The organism is Burkholderia mycopellens (assembly GCF_964265025.1).
Classification (GTDB): Bacteria; Pseudomonadota; Gammaproteobacteria; order Burkholderiales; family Burkholderiaceae; genus Burkholderia.
The window spans coordinates 900,479-925,252 of the sequence record NZ_OZ183802.1 but is presented as its reverse complement, the minus strand read 5'-3'; the positions used below and the strand labels follow the sequence as shown (position 1 = coordinate 925,252).

Below are 24,774 nucleotides of genomic sequence, written 5' to 3'. Positions count from 1 at the left end.
TTTCCGCACGGGGCTCACGGCCCATTCCCTGCGCCGCCGCAACCGTCCGCCGGCGTCGAAAACAGGGCGCGATTAACTAAACGGTACCTGCGTGAAAACCGGTTCCATGGGAAAATCCCGATTCCCTTTTTCGCCGTCTTCCGTTCGTTTCGTTCATTCGTTCCGTCCCCATGTCCACCGATTCCGCCATACCGCCGCGCAGCGGGTTCGCGGTCACGCTGCAAATCGTGTCCGTCGTCTGCTTCACGTTCATCTGCTACCTGACCATCGGCCTGCCGCTCGCGGTGCTGCCGGGCTTCGTCCATGACGACCTCGGTTTTTCCGCGATCGTCGCGGGCGGCGCGATCAGCGTCCAGTATTTCGCGACGCTCGCGTCGCGTCCGCTCGCCGGGCGCCTGGCCGATACGCTCGGGCCGAAGCAGACGGTGCTGCGCGGGCTGGTCGGTTGCGGTGTGTCGGGCGTGCTGCTGCTCGTCGCGCTGCTGCTCGCGCACTGGCCGGTCGCGAGCCTCGTGCTGCTGGTCGCGAGCCGGCTCGTGCTCGGCGTCGGCGAAAGCCTGTGCGGCACCGGCGCGATCCTGTGGGGCATCGGCCGGGTCGGCGTCACGCACAACGCGAAGGTGATCTCGTGGAACGGCATCGCGACCTACGGCGCGCTCGCGATCGGTGCACCGGTCGGCGTCGCGATCGCGCATACGCTGAATCCGGCGCTGATCGGCGTGATCGTGATCGCACTCGCCGCAACCGGCTTCTACCTCGCGCGCCTGATCGCTTCCGTGCCGCTCGTGCACGGCGAACGGATGTCGTATGCGAGCGTGTTCACGCGCGTGCTGCCGCACGGCCTCGGCCTCGCGCTCGGCTCGGCCGGCTTCGGCTCGATCGCGACCTTCGTCACGCTGTACTACGCGGCGCGCCACTGGCCGAACGCCGCGCTGTCGCTGACCGTCTTTGGCACGCTGTTCATCGGTGCACGCCTGCTGTTCGCGAACACGATCAAGACCTACGGCGGCTTTCGCGTCGCGATCGTGTCGTTCGCGTTCGAATGCTCGGGCCTCGTGCTGCTGTGGCTCGCGCCCGTGCCCCACGTCGCGCTCGTCGGCGCCGCGCTGACGGGCTTCGGCTTCGCGCTGATCTTCCCGGCGCTCGGCGTCGAGGCCGTCGCGCTCGTGCCGCCCGCGAGCCGCGGCGCGGCGCTGTCCGCGTACTCGGTGTTCCTCGACCTGTCGCTCGGCATCACGGGCCCGCTCGCCGGCTATGTCGCGGGTGCGTTCGGCTATCCGCAGGTGTTCCTGTTCGCGGCGGTGGCGGCTGCCGCGGGCGTCGCGCTGTCGATGGTGCTGTACCAGCGGCAGGCGCGGGTCGCAGGGAGCGGCGCGGCGGCCTGATCGCGCGGCGCGTTGCAAGCAAGCCGGTCGCAGGCATCGCGCCGCCGGCCACCCAAAAGAAACGCCCGCATCGCGCGGGCGTTTTTGTATCCGGGCGAGGCCGGTGCGGCGGGCCAGCCGGTCACGCGGCCCGGAGAAACAACCGCCGCGTCAGGTCGAACGCAACCAGGTTGCCGGCGACCACCAGCAGCAGCCCGACCACCGCGAGCGGCGACCACTGATAGCCCTCGAACACCGTCGACACGGCCAGCGCGACGATCGGGAACAGCACCGTGCAGTACGCGGCGCGCTCCGGCCCGATCCGGCCGACGAGGGTCAGATACGCGGTAAAGCCGATCACCGAGCCCGGCACGGCCAGGTAGACGAGCGCGCCGAGATAGCGCGGGCTCGTGTCGAGCGTGAACGGCAATCCGGCCGCGGCGCTGCCGACGGTCAGGATCGTCGCGCCGATCAGCATCGCCCAGCCGTTGGTGACGAGCGGGTGCAGCCCCATCGACTGCATCCGGCTCGACAGCAGGTTGCCGGCCGAGAAGCACATCGTGCCCGCGAACGCGATCGCGAGCCCGATCCAGGTCGCGTGGTCGTCGAGGTGGCCCGCCATCTGCTGCCAGAACAGGCACGCGATGCCGGCCAGCCCGAGCAGCGCACCGGCGATCGCCGACGGCCGCAGCGGACGGCCCATGAACAGCCGCCCGTTGATCGAGTTCAACAGCGGCGCGGTCGAGAAGATCACCGCGACGAGGCCGCTCGGCACGACCTGCTCCGAATAGTAGAAGCACAGGAAGTTCAGGCAGAACAGCGCGAAGCCCTGCGCCAGGAGAAAGCGCCACGCTTCGCGCGGCGGGCGCACCGGCCGGCGCATCACGCGCAGCAGCGCGAACAGCACGGCGGCCGCGAGCCAGAAGCGCCATGCGATCGACACGGGCGGCGGCACAGAGCCGAGCTGCCACTTGATCGCGATCCAGGTGGTGCCCCAGATCAGCACGGTGACGAAATAAAGCGACAGGTTCATGGCGGCAACGATCCGAAAGAACGGGTGAAACGGGATCCCGACTATGCCGCCGCCCGGCGCGCGCCGATTGTCCGGAATTGCGGTCTTTTTCGGGCCGCCGCACGCGGCGCGGCGCGCCCGCTTATACTCGGCCCATCATGAGCTTCTCCCTCTCCGCGCCCCCCGTCGACCACCCCGCCGCGCTGGCTGGCGGCGATCTGCCGTTCGGCCTGCAGTCGGTCTGTCGCACGCTCGCCGACGCGAACGCGACGCTCGAGCGCTTCGCATGGCTCGGCGACCATCTGGCGATCGCCGAATGGACCCGGATCACCGACGAAAGCGAGACGGTCTACGAGCAGCCCGGCCACCACACGCTGTCGTGCTACCTCGACGGCGGCTACCGGACGGAACGCCAGCGCGTGCCGCGCTACGGCGCGCCGAGCCTGCTGTGCGCGCTGCCGGGCGACCACGAATCGCGCTGGTGGGTGCGCGGCGAGATGCACTTCATCCACCTGTATTTCCTGCCCGAGCACTTCACGCAGCGCGCGATCCGCGAACTCGACCGCGAGCCGCGCGAGCTGAAGCTTGCCGACCGCACCTATTTCGAGGATGCGCGCGTCGCCGCGCTGCTGCGCTCGCTCGCGCTGGACGGCTGGGACGATGCCGACGAGCGGCTGCGCGTGAACGAGACCGCGCACGAGGTACTGAGCCTGCTGCTGCGCGGGCAGAGCACGGCCCGCACCGACACGACGTTCCGCGGCGGGCTCGCGCCGGCCGTGCGCCGCCGCGTGCGCGACTACATCGACACGTACCTGACGCAGCCGCTGACGCTCGGCGAACTCGCCGACGTCGCCGCACTGTCCGAATACCACTTCTCGCGGATGTTCCGGCTGTCGTTCGGCCGCGCGCCGCACGCGTGGGTGGCCGAGCAACGGCTGGCGCGGGCGCGCGAGCTGCTGCGCACGACGGCGCTGCCGCTCGCGCAGATCGCGGCCGACTGCGGCTATGCGAACGCCGGCCATTTCAGCCATCGCTTTCGCGACGCACACGGCACGACGCCGAATACGTACCGGCGCGCGATGCAGGGCCGCTGAGCGCGGCCCCTTTCCTCGTCTTCCTGCTTACGCGCCGCGCCCCGACAGTTCCTGTTCGAGCGCCGCGACGCCGGCCGGCAGGTCGACCGGCACCTTCAGGTCGACCATCGTGCGGCCGAACGCATGCAGCGTGCGGAACAGGTTGTGTTCGCGGCACTGCTCGCCCATTTGCCCGATCCGTACGATCGGCAAGCCGAACGAGCCCGAAATCTCGACCTGGTAGTGCTTCGAGATATGGCCGCAGACCATCCCCGGCGTGAGTCCTTCCGGCGTCTCGATCCCGACCACCGAATTCAGCCGGCAGTCCTTCGGCGCATAGAGCTTGAGCCCCATCGACTCGACGCCCGCCTGCAGCGCGAGCGAGCAGCGCAGGTGGCGCGCGAAGCGGCTTTCGAGCGTTTCCGCGCAGACGAGCCGCAGCGCCTCGTGCAGCGCGAGCACGCCCGACACGGGCGCCGTGTAGTGATAGCCCGCGTTGTGCCAGAAGTTCTCGGCGAGCGCCATGTCGAGGCACCAGTGCGCATTCGGCTCCGGGCGCCGCTTCATGCGATCCCACGCGGCGTCGGAAAACGCGATCAGCGACACGCCCGGAATCGACGACAGCCCCTTCTGGCCGCCGGTGATCACCGCGTCGATGCCCCACGCGTCCATCTCGAGCGGCATCGTCGACAGCGTGCACACCGCGTCGACCACGACCAGCGCGCCGGCCGCCTTCGCGAGCGCCGCGATGTCGCGCAGGTCGCGGTTCCACACGGTATTCGACGTCTCGCCCTGCACGATCGTGACGATCTCGGGCCGCTCGCGCGCGATTGCGTCCGCGATCTCGTCGAGGCTCGCGACCGCGCGGTCGGCCACTTCGAGCGTCGCGACGTCGGCGCCGACACGCGTGGCCATCTCGGCCATCCGCGCGCTGAAGAAGCCGTTGCGGATCGACAGCACGCGCGTACCGCGCCACGCGAGGTTCGAGATCGCCATTTCCATCGCAGCCGAACCGGGGCCCGCGACGCCGAGCACCCACTTCGTGCGGGTCTGGAACACGTAGCGCGCCATCTCCTTCACCTGCTCGATGATCTTCGCCATCGTCGCGCCGAGGTGGTTGATCACGATCGTGTTCGCCTTCGCGACGGCGGCCGGGATCGGAACCGGGCCGGCCCCCATCATCAGCAGCGGTTCTTCGGGCAGGATCGCGTCGAGCGGCACGACGACGGGACAGGGAATCGGCGAGTAATCGATGGACATGGTTGGTAACAGGTGAGGAAAGGAAGTGCACGGACGCCCGCCGCGCTGCATGGCGAACTGATCGATCATTCCGTGTTCCGCCGCCTCGCGCAAGAGGCACGCGCGGCCGGACAGCGCGATGGTGGCCCGGCCGCCGGACCGGGCCAGCCAGCCGTGCGCGGAGCGCACGCCAGTCGTCCGGATTGAAATAGGATTGCCGGCCAGGTTGTGAAACGGTTCCATTCGTGCGTCAAGCGCACGATTTTCTCCGTCAATAACACCACGATTCGCCGACATCGCCGCTTCAGCATGACTTCTGCATCGAAAGAAATAGACCGGATCCCCGCTAAAAATCGCCGCACGGAATCGGATACGCAAAATTCCCGCATCACCAAAAAACATCCATTATTTCGGCATCTATTGGGGTACGCTTCCCTTAAATACCGGAACAAGCCTGCTCGAATAGTTCACAACTTATTGATTATCATCAGAAATATTCGCACCGGCCATGCTTATTCGAATACTCCACCGCCTTTGAACGGCAGGCATGCAAGACAGCGCAACGTTTAACCCGTTACCCCCGATTTCGATTTTTCGCAACCCGCCCCTTTTCTCAGGTTGACGGATATCGCTTCTGTATTCAACAATCGTCTGCGGAATCGAAAAAAACGATTTTTCGATACGAAGGAAAAACTTGGGGCCGCTCGATGCGCTTACGAGGTTGCGCGGCGTAAAACCACAACCATAATCAATCAACCGGGCCAGAAATACGCAAGCCATGAACCAGATTCAGACCATGCGTGTATTCGTCTGCGTCGCCGAGCAACAGAGCTTCCGGCGCGCGGCGCACCATCTCGGCGTGTCCAATGCACTCGTCACGCGTTCGATCGCGATGCTCGAGGGCCACCTGAACACCCGGCTGATCCACCGCACCACGCGGAACCTGTCGCTCACCGAGGCCGGCGTACGCTACCTCGACGGGTGCCGGGCGCTGCTCGAGGAGTTCGACCATCTCGAATCGTCCGTCGCGCATGCCGTGCGCGAACCGGCCGGCACGCTGCGCGTCGTCGCGTCGGGCCTGCTGTCGCCGCTTGCGCTGACGCCGCTCGTCAGCAGCTTCCGGCACCGCTACCCGGAATTGCGCGTGCAGCTGACCGTCGCCGAGGCGCCGCTCGACGTGCTCGATTCGGGTTACGACGTCGGCATCGTCACGGGCAACCGGCTCGACGGCAACCCGGCGCTGATCGGCCACGCGCTCGCACCGAACCCGTTCGTCGCGGTCGCGGCGCCGGCCTATCTCGAGCGACGCGGCGAGCCGCGCCTGCCCGACGACCTGCCGGGCCACGACTGGGTCACGCTCGCGCCGCACCAGCATGCGCCCGCGTGGCAGCTGGTCGGCCACGACGGCGTCGCGCATTCCGTCACGGTGCGCCCGGCCTGCACGGTCAACCAGCTCGCGCTCGTCCATGCGGCCGCCGTGGCCGGCGCGGGTATCGCGGTGCTGCCCGAGCCGTGCGTCGCCAATGCGCTCGCCAGCGGCACGCTCGTGCGGCTGATGGCCGGCTACCGGATCGACGATCCCGACACGCAGTTGTCGCTCGTCTACCCGAATCGCCAGTACGTGCCGGCCCGCACGCGCAGCTTCGTCGAGCACGCGCTCGATCACTTCAGCGCGCAGCCGGCCCGCGAACGCACCGACTACGGCTTCCTGCGGCCGCCGCGCGGGCCCGACCGCTCCGACATCGTCACGGGGCTGCAGTAAACTGCGCGCGTCAGCCTTTGGAGGTGCAGCGTGCGCGTGATCCTGTTCAGCAGCCGGCAGTACGACGACGATTCGTTTGTCGCCGCCAACCGGCAGTTCGGCTATCGGCTGCACTTCCAGCCGTCGCACCTCGACGCGGAAACCGCGATCCTCGCGCATGGCTATGACGTCGTCTGCCCGTTCGTCAACGACACCGTCGATGCGGCCGTGCTCGAACGGCTGGCGGACGGCGGCACGCGCCTGATCGCGCTGCGCTCGGCGGGCTTCAACCATGTCGACCTGGCCGCCGCCGAGCGGCTCGGCATGACGGTCGTGCGCGTGCCCGCCTATTCGCCGCACGCAGTTGCCGAGCACGCGGTCGCGCTGATCCTCGCACTCAACCGCCGCCTGCCGCGCGCCGTCGCGCGCACCCGCGAAGGCGACTTCTCGCTGAACGGCCTGCTCGGCTTCGATCTGCACGGCAAGACCGTCGGCGTGATCGGCACCGGCATCATCGGCAGCGTGTTCGCGAAGATCATGATGGGCTTCGGGATGCATGTGCTCGCGCACTCGGTGCCGCCGTACAACGACGAGCTGATCGCGTTCGGCGCGCGCTATGTCGAGCTCGACGCGTTGCTGCACCACGCCGACATCGTCAGCCTGCACTGCCCGCTGCTGCCGTCGACGCACCACCTGATCAACGAACGGACACTCGCGCGGATGAAGCACGGCGCGATGCTGATCAACACCGGCCGCGGCGGCCTCGTCGATGCGCAGGCGCTGGTCGACGCGCTCAAGAGCGGCCAGCTCGGCCATCTCGGGCTCGACGTGTACGAAGAGGAAAGCGGGCTTTTCTTCGAGGATCACTCCGACCTGCCGCTGCAGGACGACGTACTGGCCCGCCTGCTGACGTTCCCGAACGTGATCGTCACGTCGCACCAGGCGTTCTTCACGCGCGAGGCGCTCGCCGAGATCGCGCACACCACATTGCTGAACATCGAGGCGTGGCATGCGGGCACGCCGCAGAACGTCGTGACGGCGAATCGCTGAGAAATCGACGAAACCGGCTCATTTCATGGTTGCCGGCGCGACCGCAATCGTTTGCTTTTGATCAACGCTGAAAACGCGATCTTTTACATCAACAATTCCGCATTTTGTTTCGAATGATGTAACGCGGCCCGCGCGCGGTCTGATATCGTTGCGCCGACGTCATCCCCTGCTTGTGCCGCCCATGCGTTTCGACGACTCCGACATCGCCGCCGTCTACCGCGCCATTTTCGAACGGCGCGACATGCGCCACTTCACGCCGGCGCCCGTCGATCCTGCCGTGCTCGCACGCCTGCTGCGCGCGGCGCATCACGCGCCGAGTGTCGGCTTCATGCAGCCGTGGCGCTTCATCCGCATCACCGATCCGACGCTGCGCACCGCGATCCATGCGCTGGTCGAGGCCGAGCGCCGCGCGACCGCCGACGCGCTCGGCGAGCGCCAGGACGAATTCATGCGGCTGAAGGTCGAAGGCGTGCGCGAATGCGGCGAGCTGCTGGTCGTCGCGCTCGCCGACGGCCGCGAGCGCCACGTGTTCGGCCGTCGCACGCTGCCGGAGATGGATCTCGCGTCCGCCGCGTGCGCGATCCAGAACATGTGGCTCGCGGCCCGCGCCGAAGGGCTCGGGATGGGCTGGGTATCGCTGTTCGACGTCGACGCGCTGCGCGCGCTGCTGCGGATGCCCGACGGCGCGAAGCCGATCGCCGTGCTGTGCGTCGGGCACGTCGACGCGTTCTACGCGAAGCCGATGCTCGAGCAGGAGCGTTGGGCGGCGCGGATGCCGATCGACGCGTGCCTGTTCGAAAACGGCTGGGACGATCCGGCCGCGATCGATGCTGCAGGCTCGCCGTCGGCGCGCGCGGGCGTGACGGACGCGGACACGGACACGGCAATGGCAACCGGCGCCGACCCGGCAAGCGCATCGACCACAAGCGTCGACGGCTCGCCCGAACGCATCGCCTGACGCGCACCTCGCCGCCGCCGCCGTTGCGCCCCCAACCCATTCAGCGCCGCAATCCCCGCCGAATCCCACACTGTGAGCTTCACGCGCACGGCCCCGTCGCACGCCGGCAACACCCGTTTTGGCCCCAAGCATAGGGGTTTTCACTGAAGTAGAATCGCGGCTGTCGTTCGCCTTACCGTCCGCCCGTTCCGCGCATCCTGCGCCCGCCCGAGCGGCGGCTTTTCCCGAGCCTACCGCGATGCCCCTACCTCTTTTCGCCCTCGCCGTCGCTGCGTTTGGAATCGGTACCACCGAGTTCGTGATCATGGGGCTGCTGCCCAATGTCGCCCGCGACCTCGGCGTGTCGATCCCGGCCGCCGGCATGCTCGTGTCGGGCTACGCGCTCGGCGTGACGATCGGCGCGCCGATCCTCGCGATCGTCACCGCGAAGATGCCGCGCAAGCGCGCGCTGATGGGCCTGATCGGCCTGTTCATCGCGGGCAACCTGTTCTGCGCGATCGCGCCGGGCTACGCGGTGCTGATGGCCGCGCGCGTCGTCACCGCGTTCTGCCACGGCGCGTTCTTCGGGATCGGCTCGGTGGTCGCGAGCAACCTGGTCGCACCGAACCGTCGCGCGCAGGCGATCGCGCTGATGTTCACCGGCCTCACCCTCGCGAACGTGCTCGGCGTGCCGCTCGGCACCGCGCTCGGCCAGGCGTACGGCTGGCGCGCGACGTTCTGGGCCGTCACCGGCATCGGCATCGCCGCGGCCGCCGCGCTGGCCGTCTGCCTGCCGAAGAACCTCGCGATGCCCGACACCAGCATCACGCGCGAATTCAGCGTGTTGAAACATCCGCAGGTGCTGATGGTGCTCGGCATCAGCGTGCTCGCATCGGCCAGCCTGTTCAGCGTGTTCACGTACATCACGCCGATCCTCGAAGACGTCACGGGCTTCTCGCCGCGCCAGGTCACTTACGTGCTGCTGCTGTTCGGCCTCGGGCTGACGGTTGGCGGCACGCTCGGCGGCAAGCTCGCCGACTGGCGCCGGATGCCGTCGCTGATCGCGACGCTCGCGCTGATCGGCATCGTCCTCGCGCTGTTCGCGGGCACGATGCACGTGCCGTTCGCCGCGCTCGCGACGATCTTCGTGTGGGGCATCCTCGCGTTCGCGATCGTGCCGCCGCTGCAGATCCTGATCGTCGACCGCGCCAGCGACGCGCCGAACCTCGCGTCGACGCTGAACCAGGGCGCGTTCAACCTCGGCAACGCGACCGGCGCATGGCTCGGCGGGATGGCGATCGGCTCGGGCGTGTCGCTCGTGAACCTGCCGTGGGTCGGCGTCGCGATGGCCGTCGCGGCGCTCGCGCTCACGCTGTGGTCGGCGTCGCTCGAACGCCGGCCGGTGGCCGTGCCGACCGAGTACGTGTAACGCAACCCTGCCGCAATCGTTGCGCGCACAACGCCACGCGGACCTGATGGCCTTCATGGACCTTTCAAGGTCCGCGGTGTAGCATCCCCGCCGATGAAAGCCATTCTCAATCGTGATTTCCTTGCACTGATCCTGAGCGTCGCGGTCGTCGGTCTCGGCACCGGCGCCACACTGCCGCTCACCGCGCTCGCGCTGACCGAGGCCGGACACGGCACCAACGTCGTCGGCATGCTGACGGCCGCGCAGGCCCTCGGCGGTCTCGCGATCGTCCCGTTCGTCACCGCGCTCGCGCGACACATCGGCTCGCGCCGCGCGATCGTCGTATCGGTCGTACTGCTTGCCGCAGCCACCGCGCTGATGCAGTTCACGTCGAACCTGATCCTGTGGGGCGCGCTGCGCGTGCTGTGCGGCGCCGCGCTCATGCTGCTGTTCACGATCGGCGAGGCGTGGGTCAACCAGCTCGCCGACGATTCGACGCGCGGCCGCGTCGTCGCGATCTACGCGACCAATTTCACGCTGTTCCAGATGGCGGGCCCGGTGCTCGTCAGCCAGATCGCCGGTGCGACGAGCATTCGCTTCGCGCTGTGCGGCGCGCTGTTCCTGCTCGCGCTGCCGACGCTCGCGACGATCCGGCGCGCGCCGCTCGCCGGCGACGACGCGCATCACGAAGCGCACGGCCGCTGGCTCGACGTACTGCCGCGCATGCCCGCGCTGATCATCGGCACCGGCTTCTTCGCACTGTTCGACACGCTCGCGCTGTCGCTGCTGCCGCTCTACGCGATGGATCACGGCGTCGCGAGCGCCACCGCCGTGCTGCTCGCGTCGATCATGCTGTTCGGCGATACCGCGATGCAGTTCCCGATCGGCTGGCTCGCGGACAAGCTCGGCCGCGAACGCGTGCACCTCGGCGCGGGCTGGATCGTGCTCGCCGGCCTGCCGCTGCTGCCGCTCGTGATCGCCAATCCGTGGCTGTGCTGGCCGCTGCTATTCGTGCTCGGCGCGGCGGCCGGCAGCATCTACACGCTGTCGCTCGTCGCGTGCGGCGAACGCTTCCGCGGCGCGGCGCTCGTCACCGCGAGTTCGCTCGTGTCGGCGTCGTGGAGCGCCGCGAGCTTCGGCGGCCCGCTGGTCGCGGGCGCGTTGATGGAGCAACTGGGCAGCAACGCGCTGGTCGGCGTGCTGGTCGTCTGCGTCGCGGCGTTCGTCGCCGCCGCGCTGTGGGAGCGCCGCACTGCGCTGCAGCGCGCGGTCTGATGCCGGCGCGCAAGCCCACCATGGCGCTCCGCCCAAACGACGACGGCGCGAACACGCGCCGCCCGGCCACGGATACATCGATCACACCGCAAAAACGACGACGGCCCGCGCAATGCGGGCCGTCGTGCTCACGAACGCGCGACGTTACGCGTTACGCCTTCAACGCCGGCAGGATCTTGCCGACACACGCGCCGAAGCCGACGCGATAGCCGTCGCCCTGACACCATCCGGCGAGCGTGAGCTCGTCGCCGTCCTCGATGAACGCGCGGCTGCCGCCGCCGTTCAGCGCGACCGGCTCCTTGCCGTTCCACGTCAGCTCGAGCAGGCTGCCGAACGAATCCTTCGTCGGCCCGCTGATCGTGCCCGAACCCATCAGGTCGCCCACGCGCGTGTTGCAGCCCGCCACCGTGTGATGCGCGAGCTGCTGCGCCATCGTCCAGTACATGTGCTTGAAGTTCGTACGGCTGATCGTCGTTGCTTCGGCCGCCCCTTCCGCACGCAGCGTCACTTCGAGCGCGATGTCGAACGCATGCTTGCCTGCGTGCCGCAGGTACGCGAGCGGCTGCGGCGACTGCTCCGGCTGCGCGACGCGGAACGGTTCGAGCGCGTCGAGCGTGACGATCCACGGCGAGATCGTCGTCGCGAAGGTCTTCGCGTTGAACGGGCCGAGCGGCACGTATTCCCACTGCTGGATGTCGCGCGCGCTCCAGTCGTTCAGCAGCACCATCCCGAAGATATGCGCTTCCGCGTCCTCGCACGCGATCGGCTCGCCGAGCGCGTTGCCCCGGCCGACGATGAAGCCCGTCTCCAGTTCGATGTCGAGCTTGCGGCATGCGCCGAACACCGGACGCTCCTGGTCGGGCAGCTTCAGTTGCCCGTTCGGACGCCGCACCGGCGTACCGCTCACGATCACCGACGACGCGCGGCCGTTGTAGCCGATCGGCATCTCCGACCAGTTCGGCAGCAGCGCATTCTTCGGATCGCGGAACATCGAGCCGACGTTGGTCGCGTGCTCCTTCGACGAATAGAAATCGGTATAGCCGGGAATCTCGACCGGCAGATGCAGCGTCGCGTCGCGCTGCGCGACGAGCACCTGCGCGCGCAGCGCCGCATCGTCGCGCAGCCTCGCGTTGTCGCGCGAGAAGAGATCCGACAGTTGCACGCGCACGCCGCGCCATGCGTCGCGGCCGAGCGCGATGAACGCGTTCAGCGTCGGTGCGGCGAACACCTCGGCGCCGGGCGGCAGCGTCACGAGGCCCGCGCGGGCGAGCGCCGCGAGGTCGACGATCTGGTCGCCGAGCGCCACGCCTGCACGGCGCGACGCCTGCTTCGCATCGCTGAAGATCCCGAACGGCAGGTTCTGGATCGGGAAATCGCAGGCGGGATCGTTCGCCGTCTCGACCCAGCTCTTGCGGGCCGGGTCGAGCGTCGCACGCCAGTCTTGGGTATCGCTCATCGTTGCTCCGGGTTGAAGTGTTTCCTGATGCCTTGCCAGCATTCGAAGTAGTCCGCCTGCAGCTGCGCGGTGTCGAGCGCGTAGCGCGTCGGCCGGATCAGCGTGCGGGTTTCGAACATGAACGCCATCGTCGCGTCGACCTTGTGCGGCTTCGTCGTGTCGCTCGCCGACGCCTTCTCGAACGTGTCCGCGTCGGGCCCGTGGCCCGACATGCAGTTGTGCAGGCTCGCGCCGCCCGGCACGAAGCCTTCGGCCTTCGCGTCGTACGCGCCGTGCACGAGCCCCATGAATTCGCTCGCGACGTTGCGGTGGAACCAGGGCGGGCGGAACGTATCCTCGGCCGCGAGCCAGCGCGGCGGGAAGATCACGAAGTCGATCGTGTCGACGCCCGGCGTGTCGCTCTGCGACTGCAGCACCAGGAAGATCGACGGATCGGGATGGTCGTAGCTGATCGAGCCGATCGTGTTGAACAGGCGCAGGTCGTACTTGTAAGGCACGTAGTTGCCGTGCCACGCGACGACGTCGAGCGGCGAATGGCCGATGTCCGCGCGCCACAGGCGGCCGTTCAGCTTCGCGATCAGCTCGAACGCGCCTTCGCGGTCCTCGTACGCGGCTTGCGGCGTCAGGAAATCGCGCGGGTTCGCGAGACCGTTCGAGCCGATCGGGCCGAGATCCGGCAGGCGCAGTTGCGCGCCGAAGTTTTCGCAGATGTAGCCGCGCGCGTCGCCGTCCGGCAGCGTGACGGCAAACCGCACGCCACGCGGGATCACCGCGATCTCGAACGGCTCGACGTCGACCCGGCCGAATTCGGTCGCGATGAACAGCCGCCCCTGCTGCGGCACGATCAGCAGTTCGCCGTCCGCGCTGTAGAAGAAGCGGTCCTGCATCGAGCGGTTCGCCGCGTACAGGTGGATCGCGCAGCCGTTCATCGCGGCGGCCGAACCGTTGCCGGCCATCGTCACCAGCCCGTCGACGAAATCGGTCGGCTCGACCGGCATCGGCAACGGATCCCAGCGCAGCTGGTTCGGCGGTGTCGGCGGCACGTCAACCGAGTCGCCGAATTCCGACACGAGGCGCTGCGGGCCCGCATACGGCTCGAACGGCCGGTGCACGGCCGCCGGGCGGATGCGGTACAGCCACGAGCGGCGGTTGTGGCCGCGCGGCGCGGTAAATGCGGTACCCGACAGTTGCTCCGCATACAGCCCGTACGGCGCGCGCTGCGGCGAGTTGCGGCCGTGCGGCAGCGCGCCGGGCAGCGCCTCGGTCGCGAATTCGTTCGCGAAACCGCTCTGGTAGCCGGCGGTAGCCGGTTTCGACAGGTCAAGCGTCATCGTTTCCTTTCTCCCTCAATTCATCGCGGCGTTCGGCGCCTGCGCGCCGTTGCGCCGCGTTACAGCGGCCAGGCCCAGGACGAACAGCGCCGAGCACAGCACGGGCACCGCGGCCGCATGGAACAGCGCACCGTTCGACCAGTTGAGCGCAATCAGTTGTCCGCCGACGAGCGGCCCGAGCACCGAGCCGATCCGGCCGATGCCGAGGCTCCAGCCGATGCCCGTCGAGCGCAGCGACGTCGGGTAATACTGGCCCGCGAGCGCGTTCACGGCCGGCTGCCCGCCGACCACGCAGAACCCGCCCGCGAACACGACCACCAGCAGCCACGGCAGCGCATGCGCGACCGAGCCGATCAGCCCGACCGACACGGCCGCGCACGCGAAGCAGGCGAACAGCACGCGCACGAAGCCGTAGCGTTCGATGAACCAGCCGAGCGACAGCGTGCCGATCACGCCGCCCGTCTGCAGCACCGTGCCGACGATCACCGCCGTGCCCGGCGAATAGCCCGCGTCGCGCATCACGGTCGGCAGCCAGTTCGACAGGAAGTACAGATCGATCAGGTTCATGAAGCTGATCGCCCACAGCAGCAGCGTGACCGGCAGGCGGCCGTGGCTGAACAGCTCGGCGACCGGCGCACCGGTCGCGGCGCGCTCGCGCACCACGAGCCGCGTGTTCGCGTCGATGCCCGCCTGAGGCGCGAACTGCGCGAGCCAGTCGCGCGCCTGCGCGACGCGCCCTTTCAGCACCAGGAACTGCAGCGATTCGGGCAGCCGCGCGACCATCGCGATGGTCAGCACGAGCGGCACCGCGCCGCCGACGAAGAACACCGACCGCCAGCCGAGCGCCGGAATCAGCGCGGCGCTGATGAAGCCGCCGAGCGCCGCACCGAGCGTGAAGCCGCACGACACCATCATCATCCGCTTCACGCGATGCGCGGCCGGGCTGAACTCGCCGACCAGCGCCATCGCGTTCGGCATGATGCAGCCGAGGCCGAGGCCCGTGACGAAGCGCAACGCCATCAGCACGGGAATCGAGGTTGCGAACGGCGTCGCGAGCATCGTCACCGCGAAGAACAGGGTCGAGCCGATCAGCACCGGGCGCCGCCCGATCCGGTCGGCCAGCACCGACAGCCCGAGCGCGCCGAGCAGCATCCCGAACAGGCTCGCGCTGAACACGGGGCCAAGCGCCTGCTTCGGCACGCCCCATTCGGCGATCACGCTCGGTGCGACGTAGCCCATCGCCTGCGCATCGAAACCGTCGATCACGAGGCACAGCCCGCACAACGCGAGCAGCATCCAGTGAAAGCCCGGGCGATGGGTCTCGTCGATCACGCGCTCGACTTCGAGCACGCGCGCGTCGGCCGGCGCCGCGCTCATTGCGCCACCTCGGCGGCCGGATGCACGGGCGGCGTCACGCCCTGGCGCGCGAGCGCCATCGCTTCGCGCAGCACGTCGGCGTCGCCGATCTGGTTCGCGAGCAGCAGGATCAGCTTCGCGTTGACGAGCTGGCTGTCGGCGTCGGACAGGTCGCGATGCATGTCGATCAGCGCTTCGTAGAACGCGTCGGGGTCAGCCAGGCGCGGGCGGGTGTCGAGTGAGGGCATGACGGGGTCTCCGATGTCGTTATCGTGTCCAATGCGGTTTTCAGCGTGCGCAGGTCGCGCGCGCCAGTGCGTCGGCAAGCGCCTGACGGTCGAGCGTGCGCGTGCGGGCGCAGACATGCTGGTCGGGGCGCAGCAGGTAGAACGTGCCGGGCTTCGCGTCGTAGCGTTGCGCGGCAAAACCGTCGACGTCCTCCACGACGTCGACACCCGCGACCGGCTGCGCGTGCCCGGCCGGCACGACGAGCACGGGCCGCACCGGCGGCGCGAGGCCGTCGACGGCCTGCGCGAGCGCGGCCGCATCGCCCGGCAACCCGAACAGCACGCCGATGAAGCCGCCGCCCAGGTGCTGCAGCAGCCAGCCCGACACGCCCTGCACACGCACCGGCGCATCGGCGGCCGCCGCGCCCGGCCGCATCGCGCACGCAAATGCGTCGCCTTCGCGGTCCGGCGTGTTCAGCGGCGAATCGGCCAGCACCGCCGGTACCGACAGACGGCCGCTGTTCACGAGCTTGCGCGCGAACTCGCAGTCGCGCGCAAGCTTCAGCGTCGCGTCGCGGAACACGCGCGACACCGGGCTCTTCGGCGTGATGAAGTCGGTCGAGCGCGTCGAGTTGCGGATGTTCTCGTCGGCCGCGAACTCGCGCTCGCTCGCATACGTGTCGAGCAGGCGGTCGGCCGAACGGCCGTCGAGCACGAGCTTCAGCTTCCATGCGAGGTTGTCGGCGTCCTGCACGCCGCTGTTCGCGCCGCGCGCGCCGAACGGCGACACGCCGTGCGCGGAATCGCCCGCGAACAGCACGCGTCCGTGACGGAACGACGCCATCCGCTGGCAACGGAACGTATAGACGCTCACCCATTCGAGCTCGAACTCGACGTCCGGCCCGAGCAGCGCGCGCACGCGCGGGATCACGCGCTCCGGCTGCTTCTCGGCGACGGGGTCGGCATCCCAGCCGAGCTGGAAGTCGATGCGCCATACGTTGTCGGGCTGGCGATGCAGCAGCACCGATTGATTGGGGTGGAACGGCGGGTCGAACCAGAACCAGCGCTCGGTCGGAAACTCCGCCTTCATCTTCACGTCGGCGATCAGGAAGCGGTCCTTGAACGTGCGGCCGTGGCTTTCGAGGCCCATCATCGTGCGCATCGGGCTGCGCGAGCCGTCGGCCGCGATCACGTACTGCGCGCGCAGCGTCGCGACGCCGTCCGGCGTTTCGATCGTCAGCACCGCGTGTTCGGCCGACTGGTCGATGCCCGTCACCTTGTGCTTCCAGCGGATGTCGATGTTCGGCAGCTCGAACGCGCGGTCGGCCAGGTAGCCTTCGACGTAGTACTGCTGCAGGTTGATGAACGCAGGGCGCGCATGTCCTTCCTCGGGCAGCAGGTCGAACGCGTACAGCTGTTCGTCCTGCAGGAACACCTTGCCGACGTGCCAGCTCACGCCCTTGTCGACGAAGCGCTCGCCGCAGCCGAGCCGGTCGAAGATCTCGAGCGTGCGCTTCGCGAAGCAGATCGCGCGCGAGCCGGTCGACAGCGTGTCGTCGTCGTCGAGCAGCACGACGGGCACGCCCTGCTGCGCGAGGTCGATCGCGGCCGCGAGGCCCACCGGGCCCGCGCCGACGACGATCACCGGGTGAACGATCGTGTCCTGCGCACGCGGACGGTATTCGAACTTCAGCGTCTGGTAATCGATGCTCATGGTCGCCATCCGCCCCTCAGCCCCGCCGGGCGCTCGCCGGCACGCCCGTCATCCCGCTCGTCGCCAGCCGGCGCGCCGCGCCGCTCTCCCGCGTGCAATGCCTGTCAACCGCCACGTCTCGCTCCTTGCTTCCTGTTGATTCGTGAACGGCGCCGTTTCGCGGCGCCCGCATGCCGCATTTCTTGATCGGCGACAAATCCTGAATTTACGAATAGTAAAATCAATTACGAATAGTGAAATAAACGTAAACCCTAGGCGGCGCGTCGAGGACGGGATAACCATATGAATGAAACGCCGAGCCGAGCTTGGCCGGCACTGCTAATATCAAGCTACGAGGCGGCCCGTTCGGCCGCCGTTTTTCCTTCTTACGCCGATGATTCCGCCCACCATTCCCGAGCTGGTCGCCCGTGCCGGGCAACTGCCGTACCTGCGGGATCACCTCGCGCTCGCCGATGGCGGCACCGCAAGCGCGAACCTGCCCGAGCGCACGCTCGGCAGCGCCTACGAACCGATCTACGACGTGACGATGCCCGGTGCGCCGCAATCGACGTCGTTCGCGGACGCAATCGAGCGCTACGGCGACGAGCTCGGCTTCCAGGCCGTCACGGTCGTCACGGGCGCGCCGCACGATCCGGTTGACTCGGCCGTCGACGACCAGACGCTCGTCGCGATCGACCGCCTGTCGCGCGCGCTGCACGCGATCAATTTCTTTGGCGCACAGCGCCATGGGCTGCTGTTCCTGCGCGTGCACGAACGGCTGCTGAAAAGCGTGAAGTACGACCACGGCAAGCATTTCTCGTCGGTGCTGCAGCGCTTCGGGCTGCCGGCCGAGCGGATCGTGATCGAGCTGCCGGCGGTCGCCGTCGCGCACAAGACCTTCCTCGGCTACCTGACGCGCAGCTACCAGCATCACGGTTTCAAGGTCGCGGACAAGCTGCCGGACCCGGGCCGCATCCTCGCGGTCGAATCGGAGATGGCGCGCCCGGACTACATCAAGATGGATGCGGGCATCGCGTTGCGCGACGGGATGGTCAAGGCGCTCGTCGCCTATGCGCAGCGCGTGCGGATTCCGCTGATCTTCGACGGCGTCGTCGACGAAACGCAGTGCGAGCTGCTGCGCCAGCACGACGTGCGGTTCATGCAGGGGCCCGTGTTTGCGAAGGTCGTGACGGCCTGAGCCTGAGTGGATGAGGTGATCCGCGTGCCGAATGCGGGATGCGGGTGATGCGGAGGGGAATCGGCCCGCCTGGCCTGCCCCGCCATCCGATGTCCGGCGATTGGTTGCCGGCCTCGTCGAAAGACCGGCTTCACGGAAGCGTGCGCTCCTCGTGTCCGGCACAGTCAGTGCCGGCGGTTACCGCTCAAGCCGTTCCGTCATCGTCGTACTTGGGCAGATCGTCGCCGATCTCGATGCCCGGGAAGCGATCCCCATACCAGACGTGCCAGGCCGGACGCAGCCGCGACGGCTCGTCGAGCGTCGCGTAATTGATCTCGACCGTCTTGGGTGCCTCGCTGAGCCGATATTCGAGCTGCGCGCCGCAACGGCCGCAGAAGCGCCGCTCGCCCCACGCGCTCGACGCATAGACCGTCGGCTCGCCTTGCAGGTATTCGAACGCGTCGATCGGCACCGATGCCGACGCGACGACCGCCGCGCCGGTCGTGCGCTGGCAGAGCCGGCAGTGGCAAAAACCGGCGTCGGCCGGAACATGGGTGATCCGGTACCGGATCGCCCCACATGCGCATCCGCCTTCCATCGGTTCTGCGTGAGACATGGCCAACCTCTGCGTGAATGAGCTGGCGATCGATCATGCGCGCGGTTCGCCCGTGGCACAACCCGCGGTGGCGGTGCCACCTCGTCCGCTACCGCCCGCCCCTGCTACCGGCAATCGGGCCCGTAGCGCCCGCCGCACGGCTCAGGCCGTCTGCCCGAGCCGCTGCGCGAGCGCCTTCAGTTTCGGCCCGACCTGCGTGCGGAACACGCCCTCGTCCATCGACGATGCCGGGCCGCTGCAGCTCAGGATCAGCCAGCGCCCCTCGCGCGGCTCGCGAAACGGTACGGCCGCCGCGTTGACGTCCATGTGCCACGCCCGGAACGAATAGCAACAGCCGCCCGCCGAGAACTCGGCCACTGCCTGCTGCGCGGCGGCGACGAGCGCATCGGCGTCGGCCGCGCCGCCGGCCGCTCGATGCAGCTCCGCATAAAGCGCGCGGCGCACGTCCTCCGGTTGCACGGCCAGGTACGCGCGCCCCATCGAGCTCGTCAGCATCGACAGCCGCGAGCCGGGCGCGAGCCCGAGCGTCAGCGCGGTCTCGCTGCGGATCGTCTCCAGGTAGATCATGTCGAGCCCGTCGCGGCAGCCGAGCGACACGGCCGCGCCGATCTCGCGCGCGAGCGCCTGCATGTGCGGCCGCGCGAGGTCGATCGTCCCCGAGCCCGACAGCAGCGCGTAGCCTAGCGATAGCACGCCGGCGTCGAGCGCATACTTTCCGAGCGTCTCGTCGTAGCGCAGGTAGCCGAGCACGGTCAGCGTATAGGCGAGCCGGTTCACGGTCGCCTTCGGCAGTCCGGTGCGCTCCGCGAAGTCGCGGTTGCCGAGCATCGTCTCCCCGGGCCGGAATGCACGCAGCAGGTCGAGCCCGCGCGCGAGCGCGACGACGAACTTGCGTTCGTCAATCGTGGTTTCGTCGATGGTTGAAAGTGTCATCTGGTGCTACACTGAGGTCGATTTGCAAAACATTGTTCCGCACAGCGGAACTTCAGTCAAGCAAACTCTCAGGCATGGAACCCGGCTGAATCAGGGACCGACCGTAAAGGATGGGATCCGGGCAAACGCTAAAGCGCTAACTCGGGACGACCGCAAAGCATGGGACCCGAGTAAGCGCTAAAGCGCTAACTCGGGTCGACAGGAGATGAGACGATGAGTGCTGCTACTTTTCATTGGGACGATCCGCTGCTGCTCGACCAGCAACTGACCGAAGAAGAGCGGATGGTGCGCGATGCCGCGCAGGCGTACGCGCAGGACAAGCTCGCACCGCGCGTCACCGAAGCGTTCCGCCACGAACGCACCGACGCCGAAATCTTCCGCGAGATGGGCGAAGTCGGCCTGCTCGGCCCGACGATTCCCGAGGAATACGGCGGCCCCGGCCTCAATTACGTGAGCTACGGGCTGATCGCGCGCGAAGTCGAGCGCGTCGACTCGGGCTACCGGTCGATGATGTCCGTGCAGTCGTCGCTCGTGATGGTCCCGATCCACGAATTCGGCTCCGACGCGCAGAAGCAGAAATACCTGCCGAAGCTCGCCACCGGCGAATGGATCGGCTGCTTCGGGCTGACCGAGCCGAACCACGGCTCCGATCCGGGCAGCATGGTCACCCGCGCGAAGAAGGTGCCCGGCGGCTACTCGCTGTCCGGCGCGAAGATGTGGATCACGAACTCGCCGATCGCCGACGTGTTCGTCGTGTGGGCGAAGCTGGAAGAGAACGGCAAGGACGCGATCCGCGGCTTCATCCTAGAGAAAGGCTGGAAGGGCCTGTCGGCGCCCGCGATCCACGGCAAGGTCGGGCTGCGCGCATCGATCACCGGCGAGATCGTCCTCGATGAGGTGTTCGTACCGGAAGAGAACCTGATGCCGAACGTGAGCGGCCTGCGCGGCCCGTTCACGTGCCTGAACTCGGCCCGCTACGGGATCGCATGGGGCGCACTCGGCGCCGCCGAGTCCTGCTGGCACACCGCGCGCCAGTACGTGCTCGACCGCCAGCAGTTCGGCCGCCCGCTCGCCGCGAACCAGTTGATCCAGAAGAAGCTCGCGGACATGCAGACCGAAATCACGCTCGGCCTGCAGGGCGTGCTGCGCCTCGGCCGGATGAAGGACGAAGGCACGGCGGCCGTCGAGATCACGTCGATCATGAAGCGCAACTCGTGCGGCAAGGCACTCGACATCGCACGACTCGCGCGCGACATGCTCGGCGGCAACGGTATCTCCGACGAATTCGGCGTCGCGCGCCACCTCGTGAACCTCGAAGTGGTCAACACGTACGAAGGCACGCACGACATCCACGCGCTGATCCTCGGCCGCGCGCAGACGGGCATCCAGGCGTTCTTCTGATCGTCCGGATACCGCGTACGCGGCAGCCGCGCCGCGCACGCGCAAAAGACACGGCCCGCCCGGCATGACTGCCGGGCGGGCCGTTCTTCATCCGATCCGCGCGCCGGGCCGCCGGCCCGGTATCGCGTTCATCTGCAGCCGATGCTTACTTGTTCGGCTGCGGCGTGAGACGCAGATACGGACGCACCGCGTTGAAGCCCTTCGGGAAGCGCTTCTTCAGTTCTTCCGGATCCTGCAGCGACGGGACGATCACGACGTCGTCGCCATCCTTCCAGTTGCCGGGCGTCGCGACCTTGTAGTTGTCGGTCAGCTGCAGCGAGTCGATCACGCGGAGCACTTCGTCGAAGTTGCGCCCCGTGCTGGCCGGGTACGTGATGGTGAGCCGCACCTTCTTGTTCGGGTCGATCACGAACAGCGAACGCACCGTCAGCGTTTCGTTCGCGTTCGGGTGGATCATGTCGTACAGCTGCGAAACCTTGCGGTCCGCATCGGCGATGATCGGGAAACCGACGACCGTCGACTGCGTTTCGTTGATGTCGTTGATCCAGCCCTTGTGCGATTCGACACCGTCGACCGACAGCGCGATCACTTTGACGTTGCGCTTCTCGAATTCGCCCTTCAGCTTCGAGGTCAGCCCGAGTTCGGTCGTGCACACCGGCGTGTAGTCGGCCGGATGGGAGAACAGGACACCCCAGCTGTCGCCCAGCCACTCGTGAAACTTGATCGGGCCCAGGCTCGATTCCTGCTCGAAATCCGGTGCGATGTCGCCAAGACGCAGACTCATGATGTTCCCTCCTCGAACGATGCTGGTTGAAACCGCGCCCGGGTCGGCGCGGGAAAGTGTGTCAGCTTACGGGAAGCAATGGGGCATGCGAACGATTATTCCGTTTGATATTCATACTTTTTTGTCATTTTTGCCCGGTGCCGGTGCCGGACGGACGGCCACGCGGGAAACTTTTCACCCCGTTTGCCGCTCTGTTGATGATTACAAGTCGTTTACCATGCGGTCTTGCACTGCCGTCGTGTGTCTTCCCGGCTCGCCAGCAGGCAGGCGTTTCGTTACGATGTGAACCTGCAGCATGACAGCACGAAGGGAGTTGCAATGTCGGAAATCAACAAGGAGAAACTGATGTCGGATATCAAAACCGTTCTCTCGGACGCTGAAGACCTGCTCAAGCAAGCTGCGAGCAGCACGGGCGACCGTGCGGCCGAGCTGCGCGAGAAAGCCATGTCGCGCCTGAAGCAGGCCAAGGAAAAGGCGGCCGACGTCCAGGTCGTGGTGGTCGAGAAAGGCAAGAAGGCCGCACGCGCGACCGACGATTACGTGCACGAGCATCCGTGGACGTCGATCGGCGTCGCCGCCGGCGTCGGCGTGCTGATCGGCCTGCTGATCAACCGCAAGTAACGCGCTCTGCGCCGTTTCGTCCCGTTGGCCGCGTCGCGCGGCCTGCGGGCGTCGAAGCCAGCCGGCGGTTTCCGCCGGCCGGCTTTGTCCTAGCTGCACACTGCACGCGTACGCACCTCACCCATGACGACAGACACCACCTCGCAGCCGTCCGGCCAAGGACCGCTGCGCCGCCTCGTCGGCTCCGCGATCGGACTTCTGCAAACGCGCCTCGAACTGGTGGGCATCGAGCTTGCCGAGGAAAAGGAGCGCCTGATGGGCGTGCTGTTCCTCGGGCTCATCGCGATGATGCTTGCGACGATGGCACTCATCAGCCTGACCGTACTCGTCGCGATCGCGTTCTGGGATACCTATCGCTGGCAGTCGCTCGCGGCGATCACCGCGCTGTATGCAGCAGGCGGGATCGTGTGCGCACTGAAGGCCCGCGCCGGCCTGCGCGACGCCCCGACCGTGTTCGAGGCGACGCTCGCCGAACTCGAGAAAGACCGCGAACTGTTCCGCGGCAAGCCGTGAACGCAGTCGCGCTCACCCCTCCCACCTACTTCGCCGACGCGCCATGAGCCAGAACGTCACGGGCAATTCACCCCGCTCCCATTCGTCGCGATCGAACTGGAGCGCGTCGCAGCATCGCGCGCTCCGCAAGGAACTGCTGATCCTGCGATCCGAAGTCGAGCGGCTCGAACTCGCGGAAGCCGCCGGCGAAATGCGCCAGGCCGTCACGCGCTTCAGCTGGCTCAAGGTGTTCATCCCCGGCCTGTCCAGCAACAAGTTCAGCCAGTCTGCCAAGAACCTGAACGCGAGCCTCGGCCAGCTCGTCAACCAGTATCCGATGCTGAGCTCGCTCGCATCGCTCGTGCTCGCAAAACCCGTTCGCTCGCTGCTGCGCGCGAGCGCGGGGCCCGCGCTGAAGTGGGGCACCCTCGGTTTCGCGGCATGGGAGGTCTACCGGATCTGGAAGCAATCCCGCGACGAGCGCGGGCTCGACACGCACGACGACTGACCGTCGGCATCCCGCGCGCACACGGCCAAGCGCCGTGTGCGCACCTTCCCTCCGAACTCAACGCGCACCCCAGCACGCCGCGACCTGTCCGTCGGCGCCATCACTCCGCACGTTGCCTTTCGTCCCGTCCGAGCGCAGCGTGAATGCACCGCACGCATCGTCATGCATCGGGCCCGGGTCGAACGGGATTGCCTCCAGTTCGTAACTCACCGGTGAATCGCCGCCGTCCGGCCGCCTGAGCGCCACTCGATAGATCGCGCGCCCATTCGGCGGCGCTTGCGTGAGCGCCATCGGCAATGCCGAAGGCGGCACACCATCCAGTGTTTCGAGATATTGGGCCGCCCGGTACAACGCGGTGACCGCCGACGCGCGATGAACGCGCACGACATGCTCGCGATACGACGGGATGCCCCACGCGGCCAGCACGGCGACGATCGCGAGCACGATCATCAGCTCGATCAACGTGAATCCCGCCGAGCGGTACACCGACGTGCGACCGTTCACCGAAGCGCCGTCGCGACGCGACGCCAGTGCAACGCGACGATGTGTCCGTCGCGGATCGCGACCTGATGCTGCAGCCAGACGGCGCTCGATGCATGCGCACCCACGCCACGCGCGGTGACGACGTAAGCGCGGCCGCCGGCCGGCCCTGCTCCGCGCCACGCTTCGATCAGGCATCGAGGCGGTTGCGCAGCCATCGGCCATCCGGCGAACGGTGCGAACGCTTCGGCGGCCGCCAGCGCCGGCATACGCCGCCACGCGTCGGGCTCCGCGTGCGACGCGCCTTCGCTCACGTAGACCGCCGAGCCCCGGCGCAATCGCGCGGTACACGCAGCAAGCGCGGCATCGGCCGCGTGGAATGCGACCAGCCGGTCGGACAACGCGCGCGTGCGGCGCGATTCCGTCAGTGCGGCTTCGAACCACGTGCCTGTCAGTGCCGCTACCGCCGCGCCAACCGCGATCACCGCGGGCAATGCAAGGCCCGCTGCGCGACGCCGAGCGCGGACGGCTGACCGCGATCGTATGTGCGGCGCTTGCCGGCTCGCCATCAGGACTTTCGCACCTGCAGCCTGCCGAAGA

General features: G+C 67.8%; 25 protein-coding genes. 12 read left to right on the top strand and 13 right to left on the bottom strand.

Translation table 11 applies throughout. The features are described 5' to 3' along the window. The first annotated feature begins 170 nt into the window (after window positions 1–170). Window positions 171–1,385 (top strand): MFS transporter, encoded by a 1,215-nt coding sequence (locus tag ACPTTC_RS04340; RefSeq protein WP_423391654.1) that lies wholly within the window; start codon window positions 171–173, stop codon window positions 1,383–1,385. Window positions 1,386–1,506: 121 nt separating this feature from the next. Here ACPTTC_RS04340 and ACPTTC_RS04335 read toward each other — a convergent pair whose 3' ends face one another. Then, window positions 1,507–2,397, bottom strand: coding sequence for a DMT family transporter (locus tag ACPTTC_RS04335; protein WP_226195476.1), 891 nt, complete (start codon window positions 2,395–2,397; stop codon window positions 1,507–1,509). 137 nt (window positions 2,398–2,534) lie between these two features. Here ACPTTC_RS04335 and ACPTTC_RS04330 point away from each other — a divergent pair, with 137 nt between their 5' ends. Beyond that, complete coding sequence (locus ACPTTC_RS04330; RefSeq protein WP_175966749.1) at window positions 2,535–3,470, top strand: AraC family transcriptional regulator; 936 nt, start codon at window positions 2,535–2,537, stop codon at window positions 3,468–3,470. Window positions 3,471–3,497: 27 nt separating this feature from the next. Here ACPTTC_RS04330 and ACPTTC_RS04325 read toward each other — a convergent pair whose 3' ends face one another. Together ACPTTC_RS04325 and ACPTTC_RS04320 are read right to left on the bottom strand one after the other, a co-directional pair. After that, window positions 3,498–4,709 carry a pyridoxal-phosphate-dependent aminotransferase family protein gene (locus tag ACPTTC_RS04325; RefSeq protein ID WP_175966747.1) on the bottom strand — a complete coding sequence of 404 codons (1,212 nt, stop codon included), beginning with the start codon at window positions 4,707–4,709 and terminating at the stop codon, window positions 3,498–3,500. A gap of 453 nt (window positions 4,710–5,162) precedes the next feature. Continuing rightward, window positions 5,163–5,468, bottom strand: coding sequence for a hypothetical protein (locus tag ACPTTC_RS04320; protein ID WP_423391653.1), 306 nt, complete (start codon window positions 5,466–5,468; stop codon window positions 5,163–5,165). On the opposite strand from ACPTTC_RS04320, the gene ACPTTC_RS04315 reads away from it, so the two are divergent. The 5 genes from ACPTTC_RS04315 to ACPTTC_RS04295 all read left to right on the top strand — a co-directional run bounded on the left by ACPTTC_RS04315 (window position 5,467) and on the right by ACPTTC_RS04295 (window position 11,099). Next, a complete protein-coding gene (locus ACPTTC_RS04315; protein ID WP_423391652.1) occupies window positions 5,467–6,450 on the top strand; it encodes a LysR family transcriptional regulator in 984 nt (327 codons plus the stop codon). The genes ACPTTC_RS04320 and ACPTTC_RS04315 overlap by 2 nt on opposite strands. Window positions 6,451–6,480: 30 nt before the next feature. Further along, window positions 6,481–7,479 carry a 2-hydroxyacid dehydrogenase gene (locus ACPTTC_RS04310; protein ID WP_423391651.1) on the top strand — a complete coding sequence of 333 codons (999 nt, stop codon included), beginning with the start codon at window positions 6,481–6,483 and terminating at the stop codon, window positions 7,477–7,479. A gap of 181 nt (window positions 7,480–7,660) precedes the next feature. Then, window positions 7,661–8,437: a 5,6-dimethylbenzimidazole synthase gene (gene bluB, locus ACPTTC_RS04305; RefSeq protein WP_423391650.1), complete on the top strand. Its 777-nt coding sequence runs from the start codon at window positions 7,661–7,663 to the stop codon at window positions 8,435–8,437. Window positions 8,438–8,675: 238 nt separating this feature from the next. Beyond that, window positions 8,676–9,845, top strand: a complete 1,170-nt coding sequence (locus ACPTTC_RS04300; protein ID WP_423391649.1) for an MFS transporter — start codon at window positions 8,676–8,678, stop codon at window positions 9,843–9,845. A 93-nt stretch (window positions 9,846–9,938) separates the two neighbouring features. Then, entirely contained in the window at window positions 9,939–11,099 is a 1,161-nt protein-coding gene (locus ACPTTC_RS04295) for an MFS transporter (protein ID WP_175957959.1), read from the top strand. Between the two features lie 151 nt (window positions 11,100–11,250). Here ACPTTC_RS04295 and fahA read toward each other — a convergent pair whose 3' ends face one another. From fahA to ACPTTC_RS04270, 5 genes are read right to left on the bottom strand one after another with little or no spacing between them, the layout of a single operon-like run. Continuing rightward, window positions 11,251–12,555, bottom strand: coding sequence for a fumarylacetoacetase (fahA, locus tag ACPTTC_RS04290; RefSeq protein ID WP_423391648.1), 1,305 nt, complete (start codon window positions 12,553–12,555; stop codon window positions 11,251–11,253). Beyond that, window positions 12,552–13,886, bottom strand: coding sequence for a homogentisate 1,2-dioxygenase (gene hmgA / locus ACPTTC_RS04285; protein WP_423391647.1), 1,335 nt, complete (start codon window positions 13,884–13,886; stop codon window positions 12,552–12,554). The genes fahA and hmgA overlap by 4 nt, the downstream gene beginning before the upstream one ends. Window positions 13,887–13,901: 15 nt before the next feature. Next, on the bottom strand, window positions 13,902–15,263 hold the full coding sequence (locus ACPTTC_RS04280) for an MFS transporter (RefSeq protein WP_423391646.1): 1,362 nt from the start codon (window positions 15,261–15,263) through the stop codon (window positions 13,902–13,904). Next, the gene (locus tag ACPTTC_RS04275; RefSeq protein WP_021157152.1) at window positions 15,260–15,490 is read right to left on the bottom strand and encodes a DUF2783 domain-containing protein; all 231 of its coding nucleotides are present in this window, start codon (window positions 15,488–15,490) and stop codon (window positions 15,260–15,262) included. The genes ACPTTC_RS04280 and ACPTTC_RS04275 overlap by 4 nt, the downstream gene beginning before the upstream one ends. Window positions 15,491–15,530: 40 nt before the next feature. Beyond that, a complete protein-coding gene (locus tag ACPTTC_RS04270) occupies window positions 15,531–17,192 on the bottom strand; it encodes an FAD-dependent oxidoreductase (RefSeq protein WP_423391645.1) in 1,662 nt (553 codons plus the stop codon). 364 nt (window positions 17,193–17,556) lie between these two features. On the opposite strand from ACPTTC_RS04270, the gene ACPTTC_RS04265 reads away from it, so the two are divergent. Then, window positions 17,557–18,360, top strand: a complete 804-nt coding sequence (locus ACPTTC_RS04265) for an EAL domain-containing protein (RefSeq protein WP_175957954.1) — start codon at window positions 17,557–17,559, stop codon at window positions 18,358–18,360. 184 nt (window positions 18,361–18,544) lie between these two features. Here the strand turns inward: ACPTTC_RS04265 and ACPTTC_RS04260 are convergent, their stop codons facing one another. Beyond that, complete coding sequence (locus ACPTTC_RS04260) at window positions 18,545–18,955, bottom strand: GFA family protein (RefSeq protein ID WP_423391644.1); 411 nt, start codon at window positions 18,953–18,955, stop codon at window positions 18,545–18,547. A gap of 141 nt (window positions 18,956–19,096) precedes the next feature. Continuing rightward, the gene (locus ACPTTC_RS04255; RefSeq protein WP_423391643.1) at window positions 19,097–19,888 is read right to left on the bottom strand and encodes an IclR family transcriptional regulator; all 792 of its coding nucleotides are present in this window, start codon (window positions 19,886–19,888) and stop codon (window positions 19,097–19,099) included. Window positions 19,889–20,101: 213 nt separating this feature from the next. Between ACPTTC_RS04255 and ACPTTC_RS04250 the strand changes: the two genes are divergently transcribed. After that, the gene (locus ACPTTC_RS04250) at window positions 20,102–21,289 is read left to right on the top strand and encodes an acyl-CoA dehydrogenase (protein WP_046545018.1); all 1,188 of its coding nucleotides are present in this window, start codon (window positions 20,102–20,104) and stop codon (window positions 21,287–21,289) included. A gap of 145 nt (window positions 21,290–21,434) precedes the next feature. Here ACPTTC_RS04250 and ACPTTC_RS04245 read toward each other — a convergent pair whose 3' ends face one another. After that, window positions 21,435–22,073, bottom strand: coding sequence for a peroxiredoxin (locus ACPTTC_RS04245; RefSeq protein WP_034182833.1), 639 nt, complete (start codon window positions 22,071–22,073; stop codon window positions 21,435–21,437). A 318-nt stretch (window positions 22,074–22,391) separates the two neighbouring features. Here ACPTTC_RS04245 and ACPTTC_RS04240 point away from each other — a divergent pair, with 318 nt between their 5' ends. The 3 genes from ACPTTC_RS04240 (at window position 22,392) to ACPTTC_RS04230 (ending at window position 23,694) form a co-directional block, all read left to right on the top strand. After that, window positions 22,392–22,694, top strand: coding sequence for a DUF883 family protein (locus ACPTTC_RS04240; RefSeq protein ID WP_006494044.1), 303 nt, complete (start codon window positions 22,392–22,394; stop codon window positions 22,692–22,694). 123 nt (window positions 22,695–22,817) lie between these two features. Beyond that, window positions 22,818–23,207, top strand: coding sequence for a phage holin family protein (locus ACPTTC_RS04235; protein WP_175966712.1), 390 nt, complete (start codon window positions 22,818–22,820; stop codon window positions 23,205–23,207). Window positions 23,208–23,250: 43 nt separating this feature from the next. After that, window positions 23,251–23,694 (top strand): DUF3318 domain-containing protein, encoded by a 444-nt coding sequence (locus ACPTTC_RS04230; protein ID WP_046545015.1) that lies wholly within the window; start codon window positions 23,251–23,253, stop codon window positions 23,692–23,694. Window positions 23,695–23,751: 57 nt separating this feature from the next. Here ACPTTC_RS04230 and ACPTTC_RS04225 read toward each other — a convergent pair whose 3' ends face one another. Both ACPTTC_RS04225 and ACPTTC_RS04220 read right to left on the bottom strand, forming a co-directional pair. Further along, entirely contained in the window at window positions 23,752–24,198 is a 447-nt protein-coding gene (locus tag ACPTTC_RS04225) for a type IV pilin protein (protein WP_423391642.1), read from the bottom strand. Then, window positions 24,195–24,656, bottom strand: a complete 462-nt coding sequence (locus tag ACPTTC_RS04220) for a hypothetical protein (RefSeq protein WP_423393313.1) — start codon at window positions 24,654–24,656, stop codon at window positions 24,195–24,197. The genes ACPTTC_RS04225 and ACPTTC_RS04220 overlap by 4 nt, the downstream gene beginning before the upstream one ends. Window positions 24,657–24,774: the final 118 nt, after the last annotated feature.